This is a genomic window from Methanosarcina sp. KYL-1 (genome assembly GCF_024372725.1).
Taxonomy (GTDB): Archaea; Halobacteriota; Methanosarcinia; order Methanosarcinales; family Methanosarcinaceae; genus Methanosarcina.
Genome location: NZ_VOUA01000013.1, coordinates 67,418 through 82,295, shown reverse-complemented (window position 1 = coordinate 82,295; position 14,878 = coordinate 67,418). Strand labels below are relative to the sequence as shown.

At 49.3% G+C, this 14,878-nt stretch carries 10 protein-coding genes; 6 read left to right on the top strand and 4 right to left on the bottom strand.

What is annotated here, in order from left to right; all coding sequences use genetic code 11:
* Nucleotides 1-833: 833 nt before the first annotated feature.
* Nucleotides 834-1,469, bottom strand: coding sequence for an Sjogren's syndrome/scleroderma autoantigen 1 family protein (locus FTO70_RS10355; protein WP_255335680.1), 636 nt, complete (start codon nt 1,467-1,469; stop codon nt 834-836).
* A 295-nt stretch (nt 1,470-1,764) separates the two neighbouring features.
* On the opposite strand from FTO70_RS10355, the gene FTO70_RS10350 reads away from it, so the two are divergent.
* From FTO70_RS10350 to FTO70_RS10335, 4 genes are all read left to right on the top strand, one after another.
* A complete protein-coding gene (locus tag FTO70_RS10350) occupies nt 1,765-2,037 on the top strand; it encodes a UPF0147 family protein (protein ID WP_255335679.1) in 273 nt (90 codons plus the stop codon).
* Nucleotides 2,038-2,686: 649 nt separating this feature from the next.
* Complete coding sequence (locus tag FTO70_RS10345) at nt 2,687-3,370, top strand: haloacid dehalogenase (RefSeq protein WP_255335678.1); 684 nt, start codon at nt 2,687-2,689, stop codon at nt 3,368-3,370.
* 266 nt (nt 3,371-3,636) lie between these two features.
* Complete coding sequence (sepS, locus tag FTO70_RS10340; protein ID WP_255335677.1) at nt 3,637-5,256, top strand: O-phosphoserine--tRNA ligase; 1,620 nt, start codon at nt 3,637-3,639, stop codon at nt 5,254-5,256.
* Between the two features lie 40 nt (nt 5,257-5,296).
* The gene (locus FTO70_RS10335) at nt 5,297-6,013 is read left to right on the top strand and encodes a DUF169 domain-containing protein (protein ID WP_255335676.1); all 717 of its coding nucleotides are present in this window, start codon (nt 5,297-5,299) and stop codon (nt 6,011-6,013) included.
* Between the two features lie 13 nt (nt 6,014-6,026).
* Here FTO70_RS10335 and FTO70_RS10330 read toward each other — a convergent pair whose 3' ends face one another.
* The gene (locus FTO70_RS10330; protein ID WP_255335675.1) at nt 6,027-6,755 is read right to left on the bottom strand and encodes a DnaJ domain-containing protein; all 729 of its coding nucleotides are present in this window, start codon (nt 6,753-6,755) and stop codon (nt 6,027-6,029) included.
* A 75-nt stretch (nt 6,756-6,830) separates the two neighbouring features.
* Nucleotides 6,831-8,312, bottom strand: a complete 1,482-nt coding sequence (gene dnaK / locus FTO70_RS10325; RefSeq protein WP_369694360.1) for a molecular chaperone DnaK — start codon at nt 8,310-8,312, stop codon at nt 6,831-6,833.
* A 509-nt stretch (nt 8,313-8,821) separates the two neighbouring features.
* On the opposite strand from dnaK, the gene thsB reads away from it, so the two are divergent.
* Nucleotides 8,822-10,468, top strand: coding sequence for a thermosome subunit beta (gene thsB / locus FTO70_RS10320; protein WP_255335674.1), 1,647 nt, complete (start codon nt 8,822-8,824; stop codon nt 10,466-10,468).
* Between the two features lie 315 nt (nt 10,469-10,783).
* Here thsB and FTO70_RS10315 read toward each other — a convergent pair whose 3' ends face one another.
* Entirely contained in the window at nt 10,784-11,905 is a 1,122-nt protein-coding gene (locus FTO70_RS10315) for an ORC1-type DNA replication protein (protein WP_255335673.1), read from the bottom strand.
* Between the two features lie 354 nt (nt 11,906-12,259).
* Here FTO70_RS10315 and FTO70_RS10310 point away from each other — a divergent pair, with 354 nt between their 5' ends.
* Nucleotides 12,260-14,872: a CHAD domain-containing protein gene (locus tag FTO70_RS10310; protein ID WP_255335672.1), complete on the top strand. Its 2,613-nt coding sequence runs from the start codon at nt 12,260-12,262 to the stop codon at nt 14,870-14,872.
* The last annotated feature ends 6 nt before the right edge of the window (nt 14,873-14,878 follow it).

Sequence of the window (14,878 nt, the reverse complement as noted above, 5' to 3'; positions counted from 1 at the left end):
CGCATGCTTTCATCACCTCTCAATATACAATCTGTTTTTCATAAATATAAAGACTCCTAAAATAAATTTATGATAAATCGTGATAGATCATCCCGGCTCCCGGCGGTAGATTTCGAGTAAAAGTGCCCCATTGGTAATGATAAATAATTACAAACATATGCCGCAGTTTCTCGAAACTTGATAAAGTTCACACAGTGAAGAGAAAAACAATATCACAAGGAATGTTTGCTTATTTTTACAATGTGTGTCATCTCACAGGGTACAGAACAGGAAAAAGGATTCCTCCAAGCAAGAGCCTCGGAATTGTAATGAAAAATCAGGAGCTATTGACCACAATATAAGAAATTTTATAAAAAGTCATATATATTTTGAATTGGATATGGGGAAAAGTATAAAAGCGAATTGAAACCCGAAGGTTAATTCAAACCGGAAAAAACGTATTCAAGAGCCATTATGCGGCAAGAGCGGGGGATCCAGCGCAAATAGAGGGATAGAATGTATCCTGAGGCCAGGTCTCTATTTTTGAAGCGCTTTCCGGGTAGTCAGGGCATCTGAAACTTCCTGAAAGTACGCTGGAAATCCTTTCATTGCCCCAGGATTCCCGAAGAGGCCATGATAGGCCTAAAAAAGCCTTGAAAACCATTAAAAGGTTCATAAAGGTCCTAAAAGGCTCTAAAAGGTTCAAAAAGGCAGAAATTCAGTAAGAAATAACCGCCTTTAACCTGAAATGATTTAACCTGAAATGATTTAACCTGAAATGATTTAACCTGAAATGATTTAACCTGAAATGATTTAACCTGAAATGATTTAACCTGAAATGATTTAACCTGAAATTATCCCTGACTGAGGCGCTCTATGAGGCCAAGCCCTTTATCAATCAGGTCGAACTCTTCGGCAACCCTCCGGGGGTCCTTTTCGTTCTGGACGGAAGCTGCGATGCTGATCAATTTCTTGAGGAGCAAGCCTTCCAGCAAGGCCCGGTCCCCACCAATTTCCGGCCCCCGGGCTGTAACACTTCTTTTTGCGGGCTCCTTTCCTTCAGGCGCAGCCGTGCTTTCAGGAGCTTCTTTTCCTGCCCCGGGTTCATAAGCGGGTTTATAACCTGTTTTCGGTGGCTCTTTTTCCCCGTACTGCAGGACAGATTCCCTTTCCTCTGCCTCGGGTACGGCTGAGGTTTTTGACTCGAACCAGGTTTTCGGCCGTGTTTCCGGAGCTTCTTCTTTCGTCTGGTACCAGGGCCTGCCTTTCTCAGGCGAAGGTCTGGTTTCCGGGGCCCTGGCTTCTGCCGCAGGTACGGGAGTTTCCTCTGCCTCTCCTTCTTCCCTGACATCACAGATGGGACAGATTACCGTACCCTGATAGCGAAACTTCGGGGCTCCGCAGACTTTGCAGTGTTCGGCAAGCATCGTGCCCCCGATTTCCAGGAAACGGGCGATTCGTTTTACTTTTTTATCTTTCTCGGAATCCATATGCCTTACCTTCTTCTTTGCACACATTCGCACTTATGTTATAAGATTTCTCCTCTGGCTCCATGTATATGAAACTACCTTTTATCCTGAAATTTTATCCTGAAACTGCCTTCATCCGCCGCAAAAGGGAAAAACCGGGCCCGGAATCAAAATGCGAAACCCCTGATATCGGGCATTTCAGGGATCACCGATAATATTTTATATAACAAGCCTGTCTTACACTAATTTACTAGCACTAAATTACTAGCGAATTATTAACTCTTATTTTATCACAATGATTGTGAAGGTGATTTAAATGTCATCAGTTGACCCAGCAGAAGTTATAAGGCAATGTCTTCAGGTTTTAGAAAGCATAACCAACGACTCTTCCGTTCCGAGAAATATCAGGCGTTCCGTAAACGAAATCACGGACATTCTGAACAACCAGTCCGAGCCCCTCTTCCTCAGGGCAGCATCCAGTATTTCTATTCTTGAGGACATCAGCAACGACCCGAACCTCCCCCTGCACACCAGAACCCTCATATGGAACCTCTCAAGCCAGCTCGAAACCATTCCCGTGGACGAGTAAAGCAAGAGGAATGAATTACTTCTCTAAATCTCTAAAAACCCGAAATTGAATCCGAAATCGAACCCGAAATCGAATTCGAGATAGAATTTATCTAAGAGTAAACTCTAAAAAAGGAGTAGAACTCCTGGAGCCGAAAACCAGGCTTCAAGTGCGTCTCTTGAGGCATTCCTGTTCAAAAACTCCCAACTTAATCTGATTCTGAAAAAAGAACTGGCAGGGACACACCACTTGCTGTCCTGCGGCCCAAAATCAAGCTGGCTTCAGGTATGAATACAGGAAGTTTCGGGAACGTAAAACCCGGAAAGATTCCCTTTCCCTTTTTCTATCTTTTTCCTCTGGCTCGTTCAAAGAGCTATGCTTATGCCTGCAAACCTTATTCCAGGCCCAGGTTTCGGAAAAACGGGTAAAAGCCCGGCCGGAAAAAAGCTAACCGGAAACGCCTCATTTGAAGTAAAAAACTGACCGGGAATGCCACCCTTGAAGGAAAAAAGCTGACTAAAAATGCCACCGATAGGCATAATACACTTGAAGGGAAATTTCTGGGAGGATTTTAGGAACAGCTGATATAAAATGCGGCTCAATTACTCATAGAAAATATACACACCTTTGGAAAGGGTGAACAAAGACTTCACATGGGGGTCATTAATTCATGCTCAAGGAAATTTCAGCCACTATAAGGGAAAATTTTGAGGAGAAAGACAGAGTCCGGGAAGAGGGATTAAAAATTTCCCGGGAAATCGTAAGGGAATGCCGGACCGCAACATTTGCCCTGCATGGGCAGGACTTTGCAAAGGCGAAGAACAGTATCGAAGCCGCAGGAAAAGCCATTGGAAAGTTAGATGCCCTGTTTGGAAGGCATTCCGACATCTACCATGCCGGATTCGTGGAACACGCCCAGCAGGAATATTCGGAGATTTCGGTCCTTTACAGCCTGCTTGAGGAAGAAGAGGAAGAAAAGCAAAAAACCCTTCCTTCCCCCGAAGCCCTCGGAGTAGGATATTCCGCCTACCTTAACGGGCTAGGAGATGTTGTGGGAGAACTCAGGAGGCATGTCCTGGACCTGATAAGGGCAGAATCTCTTGGAAAAGCCGAAGTGTTTTTAGGGATAATGGAAAATATCCATGCTGCCCTTATGGACTTTGACTACCCGGACGCAATAACCAGAGGGCTCAGGCGAAAGACCGACGTGTCCCGCGCCCTGATCGAAAAAACCCGCGGGGACGTTATCAACGCAATCCAGCAGAAGAAACTTGAAACCGCAATGAGGGAACTGGAAGCCAGGTTTGAACCCGCACCTGTCACGGAAGAACACACAGGCCAGGGATCACGATAAATCACATAAACCACATCACTAAGCAGGCTTATAACGCAGACTTCTACAATTCAGATTTCATAATTCAAACTTCATAACTCAAACTTCCATAATTCAAACTTCATAACTCAAACTTCCATAATTCAAACTTCATAACTCAAACTTCCATAATTCAAACTTCATAACTCAAACTTCATAGTGCAGGCTTCCATAATTCAAACATCATAATGAGCAGATAAATAAGCACTGCAAGAAAGGTTCCGATAATCAATCACAAGAGGATACCCATGAGATTTGATCCAGAGAAGATAAAAAAGGAGGCAAAGGAAAACTTTGACCTCGCCTGGAACGAGGGCAAAAACCTGATCAGGACACCGACCCTGAACGAACGCTATCCCAGGACTACCCTGAAATACGGGAAAGCCCACCCTGTCTACGATACCATCCAGAAGCTGAGGGAAGCCTACCTCCGCATGGGCTTTGAAGAGATGATGAACCCCCTGATAGTGGACGAAAAAGAGGTCCACAAACAGTTCGGGAGCGAAGCCCTGGCCGTCCTTGACCGCTGTTTCTACCTGGCAGGCCTACCCCGCCCGAATGTGGGGATTTCCGATGAGAGAATCGCCCAGGTAACAGAGATCCTGGGAGACATAGGGGACGAAGGCATCGACAAAATAAGGAAAGTCCTCCATGCATACAAGAAGGGTAAGGTTGAAGGAGACGACCTGGTCCCTGAAATTTCCGCAGCCCTGGAGGTTTCGGATGCCCTTGTGGCCGAGATGATCGACCGGGTTTTCCCGGAATTTAAAGAACTGGTGCCCGTGGCAGGCACAAGGACGCTGCGCAGCCATATGACCAGTGGCTGGTTCATTTCCCTGGGCGCCCTCCTTGAGAGAAAAGAGCCTCCATTCCACTTTTTCTCAATTGACCGCTGTTTCAGGCGGGAACAGCAGGAAGACGCTTCCAGGCTCATGACCTACTACTCGGCTTCCTGTGTGATAATGGATGAGGAAGTAACCGTTGACCACGGGAAAGCCGTTTCTGAAGGGCTCCTCTCCCAGTTCGGCTTTGAAAAGTTCCTCTTCAGGCCTGACGAAAAACGCAGCAAGTACTATGTGCCTGACACCCAGACCGAGGTCTTTGCTTTCCACCCGAAACTCGTGGGCTCGAACTCCAAATACTCCGACGGCTGGATCGAGATCGCAACCTTCGGCATCTACTCCCCGACAGCCCTTGCAGAATACGATATCCCGTACCCTGTCATGAACCTGGGGCTCGGGGTCGAGAGGCTTGCCATGATCCTTCATGACGCACCTGACATCCGCTCCCTGACCTACCCGCAGATCCCCCAGTACAGCGAGTGGGAGATGTCCGACAGCGAACTTGCAAAGCAGGTCTTTGTGGACAGGACCCCGGAAACTCCCGAAGGGCGGGCAATTGCGGCTGCCGTGGTTACCCAGTGCGAACTGCACGGAGACGAACCAAGCCCCTGCGAGTTCCCGGCATGGGAAGGGGAAGTCTGTGGGCGGAAGGTGAAGGTCTCCGTAATCGAACCCGAAGAAAACACGAAACTCTGCGGCCCTGCAGCCTTCAACGAGGTCGTTGCCTACGGAGGGGACATCCTGGGCATTCCGAACACGAAGAAGTGGCAGAAAGCCTTTGAGAACCACTCTGCAATTGCCGGCATCCGCTTCATAGAGGCCTTTGCCGCCCAGGCTGCCCGGGAAATCGAGGAAGCCGCAATGTCCGGCACAGACGAACACATCGTCAGGGTCAGGATCGTCAAGGTCCCATCGGAAGTCAACCTGAAGATAGGCCCGACCGCCCAGCGCTACATCACGGGCAAAAAGAAAAAGATAGACATCAGAGGCCCGATTTTCACCTCGGTTAAAGCCGAATTCGAGTGAGAAAACGGGAAAAAGGATAAAAACAGGAATGAGAGGTCCCATGCAGAGCGAGCAAAACGCAGGTTTAAGGTATCCTGAACTCAGCCGGCTTATGGAAGCCGGAGAACCCGTGTGCGTGACCTTCGAAACGGGAGAAGGAAACGGAGAATGGAAACCCGCAGAAGGAGAAAACGGGAAAAAAGAAGCTGCCAGGTTTGGTAGCGGAAACCTTCCCGAAAAATCCGGCCTGCTCTTTTGCGAACTCGTGCACAAAGCCCGTTTCGGGGAAACTTTCAGAGTCTCAGGGCAGGGCTGTTCGCCAGGGAATTACGTGCTCGGCCTTTCGGAAGAGAGCCCTGCCGCATACTACCTGAAATCGGGGAGATACAGGGACCCGGAGGCTGCTGAAAAAGCAGCCCTATCCCTTCCCCGGCTTAAAAAGGAATTCTGCTCAATCAGGGTCGAACCCCTGTCCTGGAACAGGGAAAATTTTGATGTGCTAATCCTTTTCCTGAAACCCGAAAAAGCCATGAGAATCGTGCAGGCCCAGGCTTACCCGGAAGGAAAAAGGGCAGTACTGGACACCATGGGGGCTGCCTCCGTCTGCGGAGACTGCACAGCCCTTGCCGTAAGACAGGGCCTTGGCTTATCTTTCGGGTGCAAGGGATCGCGGAAGCACAGCGGATATGAAGATTTCGAGCTTCCCTTAGGGATTTCATTTGAAAAAGTTGAAGAAATTGAAGAGGGGCTTTCAAAGCTGCCGGATACACGGGCCTGAAAGGACACACCACTTAAAGCAAGCTTTTTGCTAAAAGTATCACTTTATCAAAGGAGTCTACTATAATTTCTAACCCGATAGCTTTTAATGCACCCGGTGAAAAGACCGCGAGGGCTGCAAGAACACAGGTAAGGACAAAAGTGAGGAGAAAACCTTTCCTTAAAACGTGGCCTATTGAAGGCCCGGATTTTTTGTTATGGCTATCGTCACTTTCTTCTGGCACTCCCTCATATTTAACTTTCACACAGGACCAATCGGCACTCTTCGGATCTGGTTTATCTGAAGGAACGCTGGCCCTGGCAGGGTTCTTTCCGGAAGAAACGTATTTGGACCAGTCGACATCCTTCTCTCTGGCAGGTGAAGCAGGTTGGACCGGAGGCTCTGGATTAGGGGAGGACTTGAAAGGAACGTAGGCAATCGTGGTCGATTTAAAGGCACGTTTGGAGCCTGAGAGGTCTGCATCCGGGGAAATGGAAGAATCCAGGGCAGAGTCCTCTGGGTCCTCCGGATCAAGAGAAGCTTCTGTTGCCTTTTCTTCAGGAGGCAGGGACTTGTCGTATGCCTTTCTTTTCTGTGGGTCTTTAAGAGTTTCGTACGCTTCTTTGACTTTTATGAACTTTTCATGGGCATCAGAGGATTTAGAAATATCCGGATGATATTTCTTTGCAAGTAAGTGATACCTGTCCTCAATATCTTCAGGGCTTGCAACCCTGGGAATATCCAGCAATTGATAGTAGTCCACCGCTTTCCCCTCCAAACTCCCTGTTTACCATACTTATACCAGTTTTATTTACCAGTTTTATTTACCGTTGAAACGTTAATCGTTGAGACCTTCAGGCCTTTCGATCATGACACTTCGCATTATCCCGGTCCCGAGGTCTTTGGCCGTAGCGTTTATTATGCCGTTGGCATCGATGTCAAAAGTAACCTCTATCCGCGGGACACCTTTCGGTGCAGGGGGGATATTGTCAAGAACAATCATCCCCAGAGGCACATTTTTGGATGCGGCCCTGTCTTCTCCCTGGAGAATCTTGCCCCTTACGACCCTCTGGTTGTCATAATGCGTGGTAAAGATCTTACTGTTTCTCGTGGGGATCGTAGTGTTCCTGGGAATTATGGATGCCGTAGAATCCCCCACGGTTTCAAACCCGAGGGAAAGGGGGGTCACGTCAAGAAGCACCAGATTGCCGCTCTCGACCTGCTGCTCGCCGGAACTTTTCAGGTACTCGTTTCCGAGAATCCCTGCCTGAACAGCGGCTCCCATTGCCACGACTTCATCAGGGTTAATGCTTTGAAGAGGGGTTTTCCCCATGAAATCCTCTACCTCTCTTGCCACAGCAGGGATCCTGGTAGACCCCCCCACAAGAATGACTTTATTGATATCCTCAGGAGAGAGCCCCGAGTCCTGCAGAGCTTTTTCCATAATTGAAATGGTTTTATTCACCAGGTCTTCTGTCATTGTTTCGAACTGGTCCCTGGTAATCTCCACATCCAGAAGCTTATTTTCAAAAATGTAAGGAAGATTCACGTTTGCAGTCGTAAGAGTGGAAAGGTCAATCTTGCAGCGCTCTGCCGCTTCTCTTATGCGCTGCATTGCTTCGGGATTTCCTGAGATATCTATGCCTTCTGCTGCCTGGAATTCGGAAAGCAAATGGTCGACAACCTTCCGGTCGAAATCATCTCCCCCAAGCTGGGTATCCCCGCTGGTAGCCAGCACCTCGAAAACGCCGTTTTTGATTTTTAGAATCGAGACGTCAAAGGTCCCGCCGCCGAGGTCGTAAACCAGAATTTTCTGGTTCTCAATTCCCTCTTTCAGGCCATAGGCCAGGGCAGCTGCGGTCGGTTCGTTTATAACCCTCAGTACTTCCAGGCCTGCAAGCTCTCCTGCCTTTTTTGTTGCAAAGCGCTGGGAATCGTTAAAATAAGCCGGGACCGTGATCACAGCTTTTGAAACGGCGTCCCCGAGATATTTCTCAGAATCATGTTTAAGTTTCTGAAGAATTTTTGCTGAAATCCCATGAGGCGTATATTGATCTTTATTCAGTGTTACTCTGTAATCCGGTTTCCCCATGTACCGCTTTATAGACTGGACAGTATTCTCGGGATTTGAAACCATCTGCCTTTTTGCAAGTTCCCCCACGAGCAACTCATTCTTCTTTGAAAAACCTACAACTGAAGGCGTAAGCCTTTTTCCTTCGGAATTAGTAATGACCTTTGGTTCACCTAGTTCAATTACGGCCATGCAGGAATTAGTGGTACCCAGGTCTATACCCAGCACCTTCCCTCTAGTATTTGCCATAAGCGCACCCCCGAAATTTTATTAGGAGTACAAGAGATATTAATTTTTCTATCACAGTACTGCGCCCTGCCTGTTGAATTATACAAGGGTAAAGAAAAACGTATGTAATATAATATTTATTGTGATATAAAACTTTTTTTTAGGTAGTGTTTTGCAATATCGAAAAGCTAATAAAGAGAAAAAAACGGCAAACCGGATTTTTCAAAGCAAAAGAGTTGAAAAATATTAATTAGAATATCCCATATTTGCCCGGTTTCTTTAGAGAAAAACATGACAAAATATATTAGCATACAAAGAGCCGGTTTGACCCGGGCTGAGCTGAACCGAGGAAGAGATAGAAATGCATTAGAAATGTATTTATTTCAAGCTGTCCCGGCGGAGGAGTTTATAAAAAAACACATCTAAATCGAACCGTCCAGTGGGATGAGTTTATATAGAAGTACAAACATGTAAAATGCGATTTTAATTCCAGAGCAATTCCAAACTCACACTAATGGAGGATTTAAATCATGGCAGGACAGCCAATATTCATTTTGAAAGAAGGAAGTAAGCGAACCAGAGGCAGGGATGCCCAGAGCAACAACATTATGGCTGCAAAAGCCGTCGCGGAAGCTGTAAGGACCACCCTCGGCCCCAAGGGCATGGACAAGATGCTCGTGGACTCCATGGGCGACGTGGTCATCACCAACGACGGAGCAACCATCCTCAAAGAAATGGACATCGAACACCCTGCAGCAAAGATGGTGGTAGAAGTATCCAAGACCCAGGACGAAGAAGTGGGAGACGGAACCACCAGTGCAGCTGTTGTCGCCGGCGAACTTTTAAAGAAAGCCGAGGACTTAATCGAGCAGGAAATCCACCCGACAATCATTGCATCCGGGTACAGGCTTGCAGCCGAAAAGGCCGTTGAAGTCCTGAATTCCCTGGCAATGAGCGTGGAAATGTCCAACCGCGACCTGCTCGTCAGCATCGCCGAAACCGCCATGACCGGGAAGGGTGCAGAGTCCTCCAAGAAACTCCTCTCCGAAATTGCCGTAGACGCCGTCACAAGCGTTGTGGACACAAACGGAAAGAAGAGCGTTGACAGGGACAACATCAACGTTGTTAAGAAAGTCGGCGGCAGGATCGAAGATTCCGAACTTATCCCCGGAATGATCATAGACAAGGAAAGGGTCCACACCAACATGCCCGAGAGGGTCAAGGAAGCAAAAATCGCTCTCCTGAACACCGCAATCGAACTCAAGGACACCGAAGTGGACGCCGAAATCTCAATCACCTCTCCTGACCAGCTCCAGTCCTTCCTTGACCAGGAAGAAGCCATGCTCAAGAAGATTGTCCAGAAGGTCATCGGCAGCGGGGCAAACGTAGTCTTCTGCCAGAAGGGTGTTGAAGACCTGGCCCAGCACTACCTTGCAAAGGCAGGCATCTTCGCCGTGCGCAGGGTCAAGAAGAGCGACATGGAGAAGCTCGCCAGGGCAACCGGCGGCAAGCTCATCACCAACCTTGACGAGATCACCCCCGAAGACCTCGGCTACGCCCAGTCCGTGGAAGAGAAGAGGGTCGGCGGCGACAACATGACCTTCGTCACAGGCTGCGACAACCCCAAGGCAGTTACAATCCTCCTTCGCGGCGGCACCGAGCATGTGGTTGACAGCATCGACAGCGCCCTTGAAGACGCCCTCCGCGTTGTAGGCGTTGCAATCGAGGACGAAAAGCTCGTTGCAGGCGGCGGCTCCCCTGAAGTTGAGGTTGCACTCAGGCTCCAGGAATACGCAGCAACCCTCGAAGGCAGGGAACAGCTTGCAGTAAAGGCATACGCAGAAGCCCTCGAAGTCATCCCCAGGACCCTTGCAGAAAACGCAGGTCTCGACCCCATCGACATGCTCATGGAGCTGCGCTCCCAGCACGAGAAGGGTGTAAAGACCGCAGGCCTCGACGTCTACGAAGGCAAGGTCGTTGACATGTGGCAGAACTTCGTGGTCGAACCCCTCAGGGTCAAGACCCAGGTCATCAACGCAGCCACCGAGTCCGCAGTCATGATCCTCAGGATCGACGACATCATCGCCTCCACCCGTGCAGCCCCTGGCCCCGAAGAAATGGGCGGAATGCCCCCAGGAATGGGCGGAATGGGCGGAATGCCCCCAGGAATGATGTAAATTCCTGAAAAATAAGATCATAAATCAAGTACTGGTTAAACCCAAAAAAGGTGCAGTTTTCCCACTGCTCCTTTTTTAAAATCTTTAGTCAGGAAAGATTTCAAGCCTGAAAAGCCTGTTTTTCCGGTTTTTCCCGGAAATCCATGTGAATCTCCGTTCTCCTTTTTCAGGCTTGTTTTTAGATCTCGTTTAATCCTCGTTCAGATCACGTCAAAAAAACTGTTTTAAGCCTTCTTTTAAGCTCTTAATCGGGCTCTTTTTATCAGACTCCAAATAAGCCTTCTTAATCAGGTCATTAGACAGTTGTTTTACGGCTCAGGCTTTTTCAAGGCAGTTAAGAATATCTTCAGCCTCAAACTTTGTTTTTATGATGCGTGTCCTGCCCCTCTGCCCCTTGCCCGTAAAGTCCGCATCCACGTAGTTAAGGGACTGGAGCTTGTTGACCATGCCGTAAAAGCGAGTATATCCGAGCTGTGTCAGCTCGTGGAAGGACCTGTAGAGTTCCCCTGCCTGGATTTCCCCTTTCCCTGCGATCAGTTCGAGCAGCTGTTTTTCAGGGTCAGAGAGGAGGCTTATGCCCCTGCAGAGGTGGAGCAGTTTGGAAGCCTCATAGGCTTTTTCCACATCAACGGACGAGATTGTGCGGCTTCCCCTGCGTTCGGCATTGAAACCGGAACGTTTCAGGAGGTCGATTCCCACCCTCAGGTCGCCGGTCTTTTCCACGTATGAGACCACCATTTCCAGCACCTCGTCAGAAACCACCTTCGGGTAAAAGCCATATTTTACCCTGTCCCTGAGGATGTCCAGGATTTCGGCATACCCATACCTGGGGAAGTTGATTTCCTCAGGGAGGAAAACCGAGTTGACCCTTGCGTCCAGGCGGTAAAGGTCCGAGGCATCGTTTACGATCCCTATAACCCCTATCCGGACCCCGGGATACTGTTCATGGGCCCGGAGCAGGGAATACATGACCTCGTTTGCATGCCCTTCGTAGCAGAGGTAGTTGAGGTCGTCCAGGGCTACAAGCAGGACTTTTTCCGAGGAGACCAGGAAATCAACAACGTTTTCAAAGAGTTTCCGGAAAGCTACCCCCGAGGTAGGAGGAGAAATCCCGAACAGCTTTTTGTAAATCCTGGAAATCACCGCAAAACGCGTGGAGTCGATCTGGCAGTTTACCTTCACGGGCATGACATTGGGAGCGTGGGCCTCGACTTCCCTGAACACCTTCATCACGGCGCTCGTCTTTCCGGTCCCCGGAGGCCCCACCATAAGGCAGTTTAAGGGGCGCATACCCCGAAGAGCCGGCCGAAGCGCAAACCTGAGAGCGTTCAGCTGCGTGTCCCTGTGGGGAAAATAGTCAGGGAGGTAGTCGGGCTCAAGCACCGAGAGGTCCTTGAACAGGGTTTCGTCCCAGAGTAGCATGTCATTACCGGTCAAGGGGAGTTGCTCCATTCATGTATTTTGGGTACGGGTTTAAAGGAATAAGGTTGTGAAAAGGCCTGTTTATCGAGGCATTTTTGATAGGGCAGAGTTTAATCGGTCACCTAAGTTGGAAATCGTTTAAGTTCCTCAATTAAAATGGGGAAGCTTTGAAGAGATTAAACTTTGAAGAGGTTAATAAATATGTTAAATTTTTGATAAACATATCTATTGCTTTTTTAAATTTTTAATAGATACGCTTTACTGGCTTTTTAGTTTTTGGAAAGCGTTGAAATAGGATTTTATTAAAAAAAAGATATAATTGAGGAATAGGTATAAGGCATCTGCTCTAATAATTGTGGGGGACAGAGCATGGAAATCGAATCGAAATTTCTGGTACTGGACGAAGCAGGCTTCCAGGCAATTGAAGACCTTTCCCGGCTTGGAGCATACACTCTCTCCGAGGCAGAGGTCCAGCTCATAGATGACATCTTCCTGGACACTGAAGACAGGAAGGTTATGGCCGCAGGCTACTATTTGAGGGTTCGAAAAGTCGCAGGAGAAGAAGTGCGGTGGGTGACCATCAAAAGCCTTGGAGGCTTCGAGGGAGGGACCCACAGGCGAGAAGAGTACGTCAGTCCCCTGGAAGAAGGGCTTTCGGTCCTTGAATGCCCCGACCTCCGGATCAGGAACAGGATATTCGAATTTACCGCCGGGATGGGGCTTGTCCCGCTCCTGGCCCTCAAACAAAAACGGGTTGTCCGCCAGGTAAAACTGGGAGAGAGGTACATAGCCGAACTTTACCTGGACAGGGTGAACCTGAAAAGCGAAAACAGGGAAAAATTCTACTGCGAACTCGAAGTGGAACTTAAAAGTGGGGGCAGCATAAAAGACCTGGAAAGCATCCGGGAATTCCTCCTTGAACATTACAACCTTGCAGAAAGTCCTTTTTCCAAATTCGAAAGAGCCTTCCTTTTCCGGGAAGAACTCCCTGAAAAAACCCTCCTGAGCCTCAAGGAGAGGGCTTTTTGCATGCAGCTTGCAGGCCACAGGAACATCTACGGGAAACAGGCTGAAATTCTCCTCGCACTTGACCGGGGCCAGTCAGGTGAAGAACTGAGCCTCCTGCTGAAAACCCCGGAACCTGAGATAGAAGCCCTGAAATCGAAGTTTGAAGAAGAAAGGCTTTCCATTTTCCCTTTTGCGGCGGATAAAGGAGAAGAAAGAAAGGAAGAAAGAGAGGAGAAAAGCCCGGAACTTCACTTCCAGCCCGGAACCGGCCCCCTTGATAAGGGCTGGATGGCCATGGGCTTTGAGGAATGGACCCCGGAAGCCCTTTTTGAATACTACGGAGCGGACGGGGCCAGGGCCAAAAAGGCAGCATCCCATGCCCTTGCTCTTTATGACGAGCTTGCTCCCTACCACGGGCTCGGGCCGGAAGAAAGAGACCTTCTGGAGTTTGCAGCCCTCCTGCAGGACATAGGGAGTTCGGTCTCCCCTGAAGAAAAAATCCGGATGAGCAGGGAAATCCTCCTGACACACCCTCTCAAAGGACTCAGCCTCCACGGCTTTCAAATGCTTGCCCTGATCACGGAGCTCCGGGATCCCGGCCTCAGTGAAAAAGACCTCATTTCAACCCTTAAAAAGTCACACACAAGACTCCACCCCGGGCTCCAGAACAAAACCCTCATGCTTGCAGCCCTCATCCGGACTGCAGACCTCTTTGAAGCCCGGCAAGCCAGTGTCTACCCGGGTAAGACCAGGCAGCTGGAGGGGGCCCTGGAAATAGAAATATTCGGGCCTGAAGCCGAAAAGACTGCAAAGAAGGCGGAGAAGAGAAGCGAACTCTGGAAACAACTTTTCGGCACAAAACTCCTGTTTACCCCGGTAGAAAAGCCGGATGAAGCCGAAATCCTCGAACAGGCAGATGACAAGGTCGAAGAAGAAAGCGCAGGGGAGAAAGAAGCTGAAAAGAAAAAAGAAAAGAGAAGCCTTAAGTTTACGGTCAGGCCGGAGGACTCCATGGCCGGGGTCGCCTTCCGGACCTTTTCCCTGCAATTTGCCCGGATGCTCGCCACTGAAAAAGGGACCAGGAAAGGGGAAGACCCCGAAAACCTGCATGACATGAGGGTTGCGGTCCGCAGGATGCGGGCAGCTTCAGGGGTCTTTGAAGATTATCTGGACTCAGGACAGCTGGAACCCCACCTGAAAGGGCTTAAAAGGACACTTGGTGCACTAGGAGGAGTCAGGGACCTGGACGTTTTCCGGGAAAAAGCAGAAAATTACCTGAAAACCCTGCCTCCGGGGAACGAACACGAGCTTGACCCCCTCTTTGCCGTGCTTGTTGAAGAGAGGGAAAAGGCCCGGAAAAACATGCTTGCCTACCTGAACGGTGAAAAATACGGCTGTTTCAAGAGGGAGTTTTCGGAATTCCTGGCTGTTCCGGAAGCCTGGGCCCTGCCCACCACCAATGAAAAACATGATGCTTTGCCCCACAGGGTAAAGGACGTGCTCCCTTCGATCCTCTATGCCCGTTTTGCCGATATCGGCGCCTACGCCGAATGGGTGGAAGGGCCTTACGTTTCGGTCGAGCGGCTCCACAGGCTCAGGATTGCAGCCAAAGGGCTGCGCTACACCTTTGAGTTCTTTGAAGACGTGCTCGGGAAAGATGCAAAAACCATGATCAAAGAGTTCAAAGCCCTCCAGGACCACCTGGGAGACCTGCACGATGCCGTGGTCGCAATCGACCTTCTGGGTTCTTACCTGAGTACCGGGGCCTGGGGGCCTGCCGAAGCCGGGAAAAAATTAAAGGGAAAAGAAGCGTCTGAAGGCCTTGAAGGAGTGGAAGCCTACCTGGAGTACAGGGAAGAAGAACTCCAGGCCCTCCTCAATGCTTTCCCGGACGCCTGGGCAAAAGTCCGGAGCAGGGAATTCAGGCAGAAGATAGAAAACGCTGTAGAAAACCTGTATGAAGCCCCGGACTGACCTTCA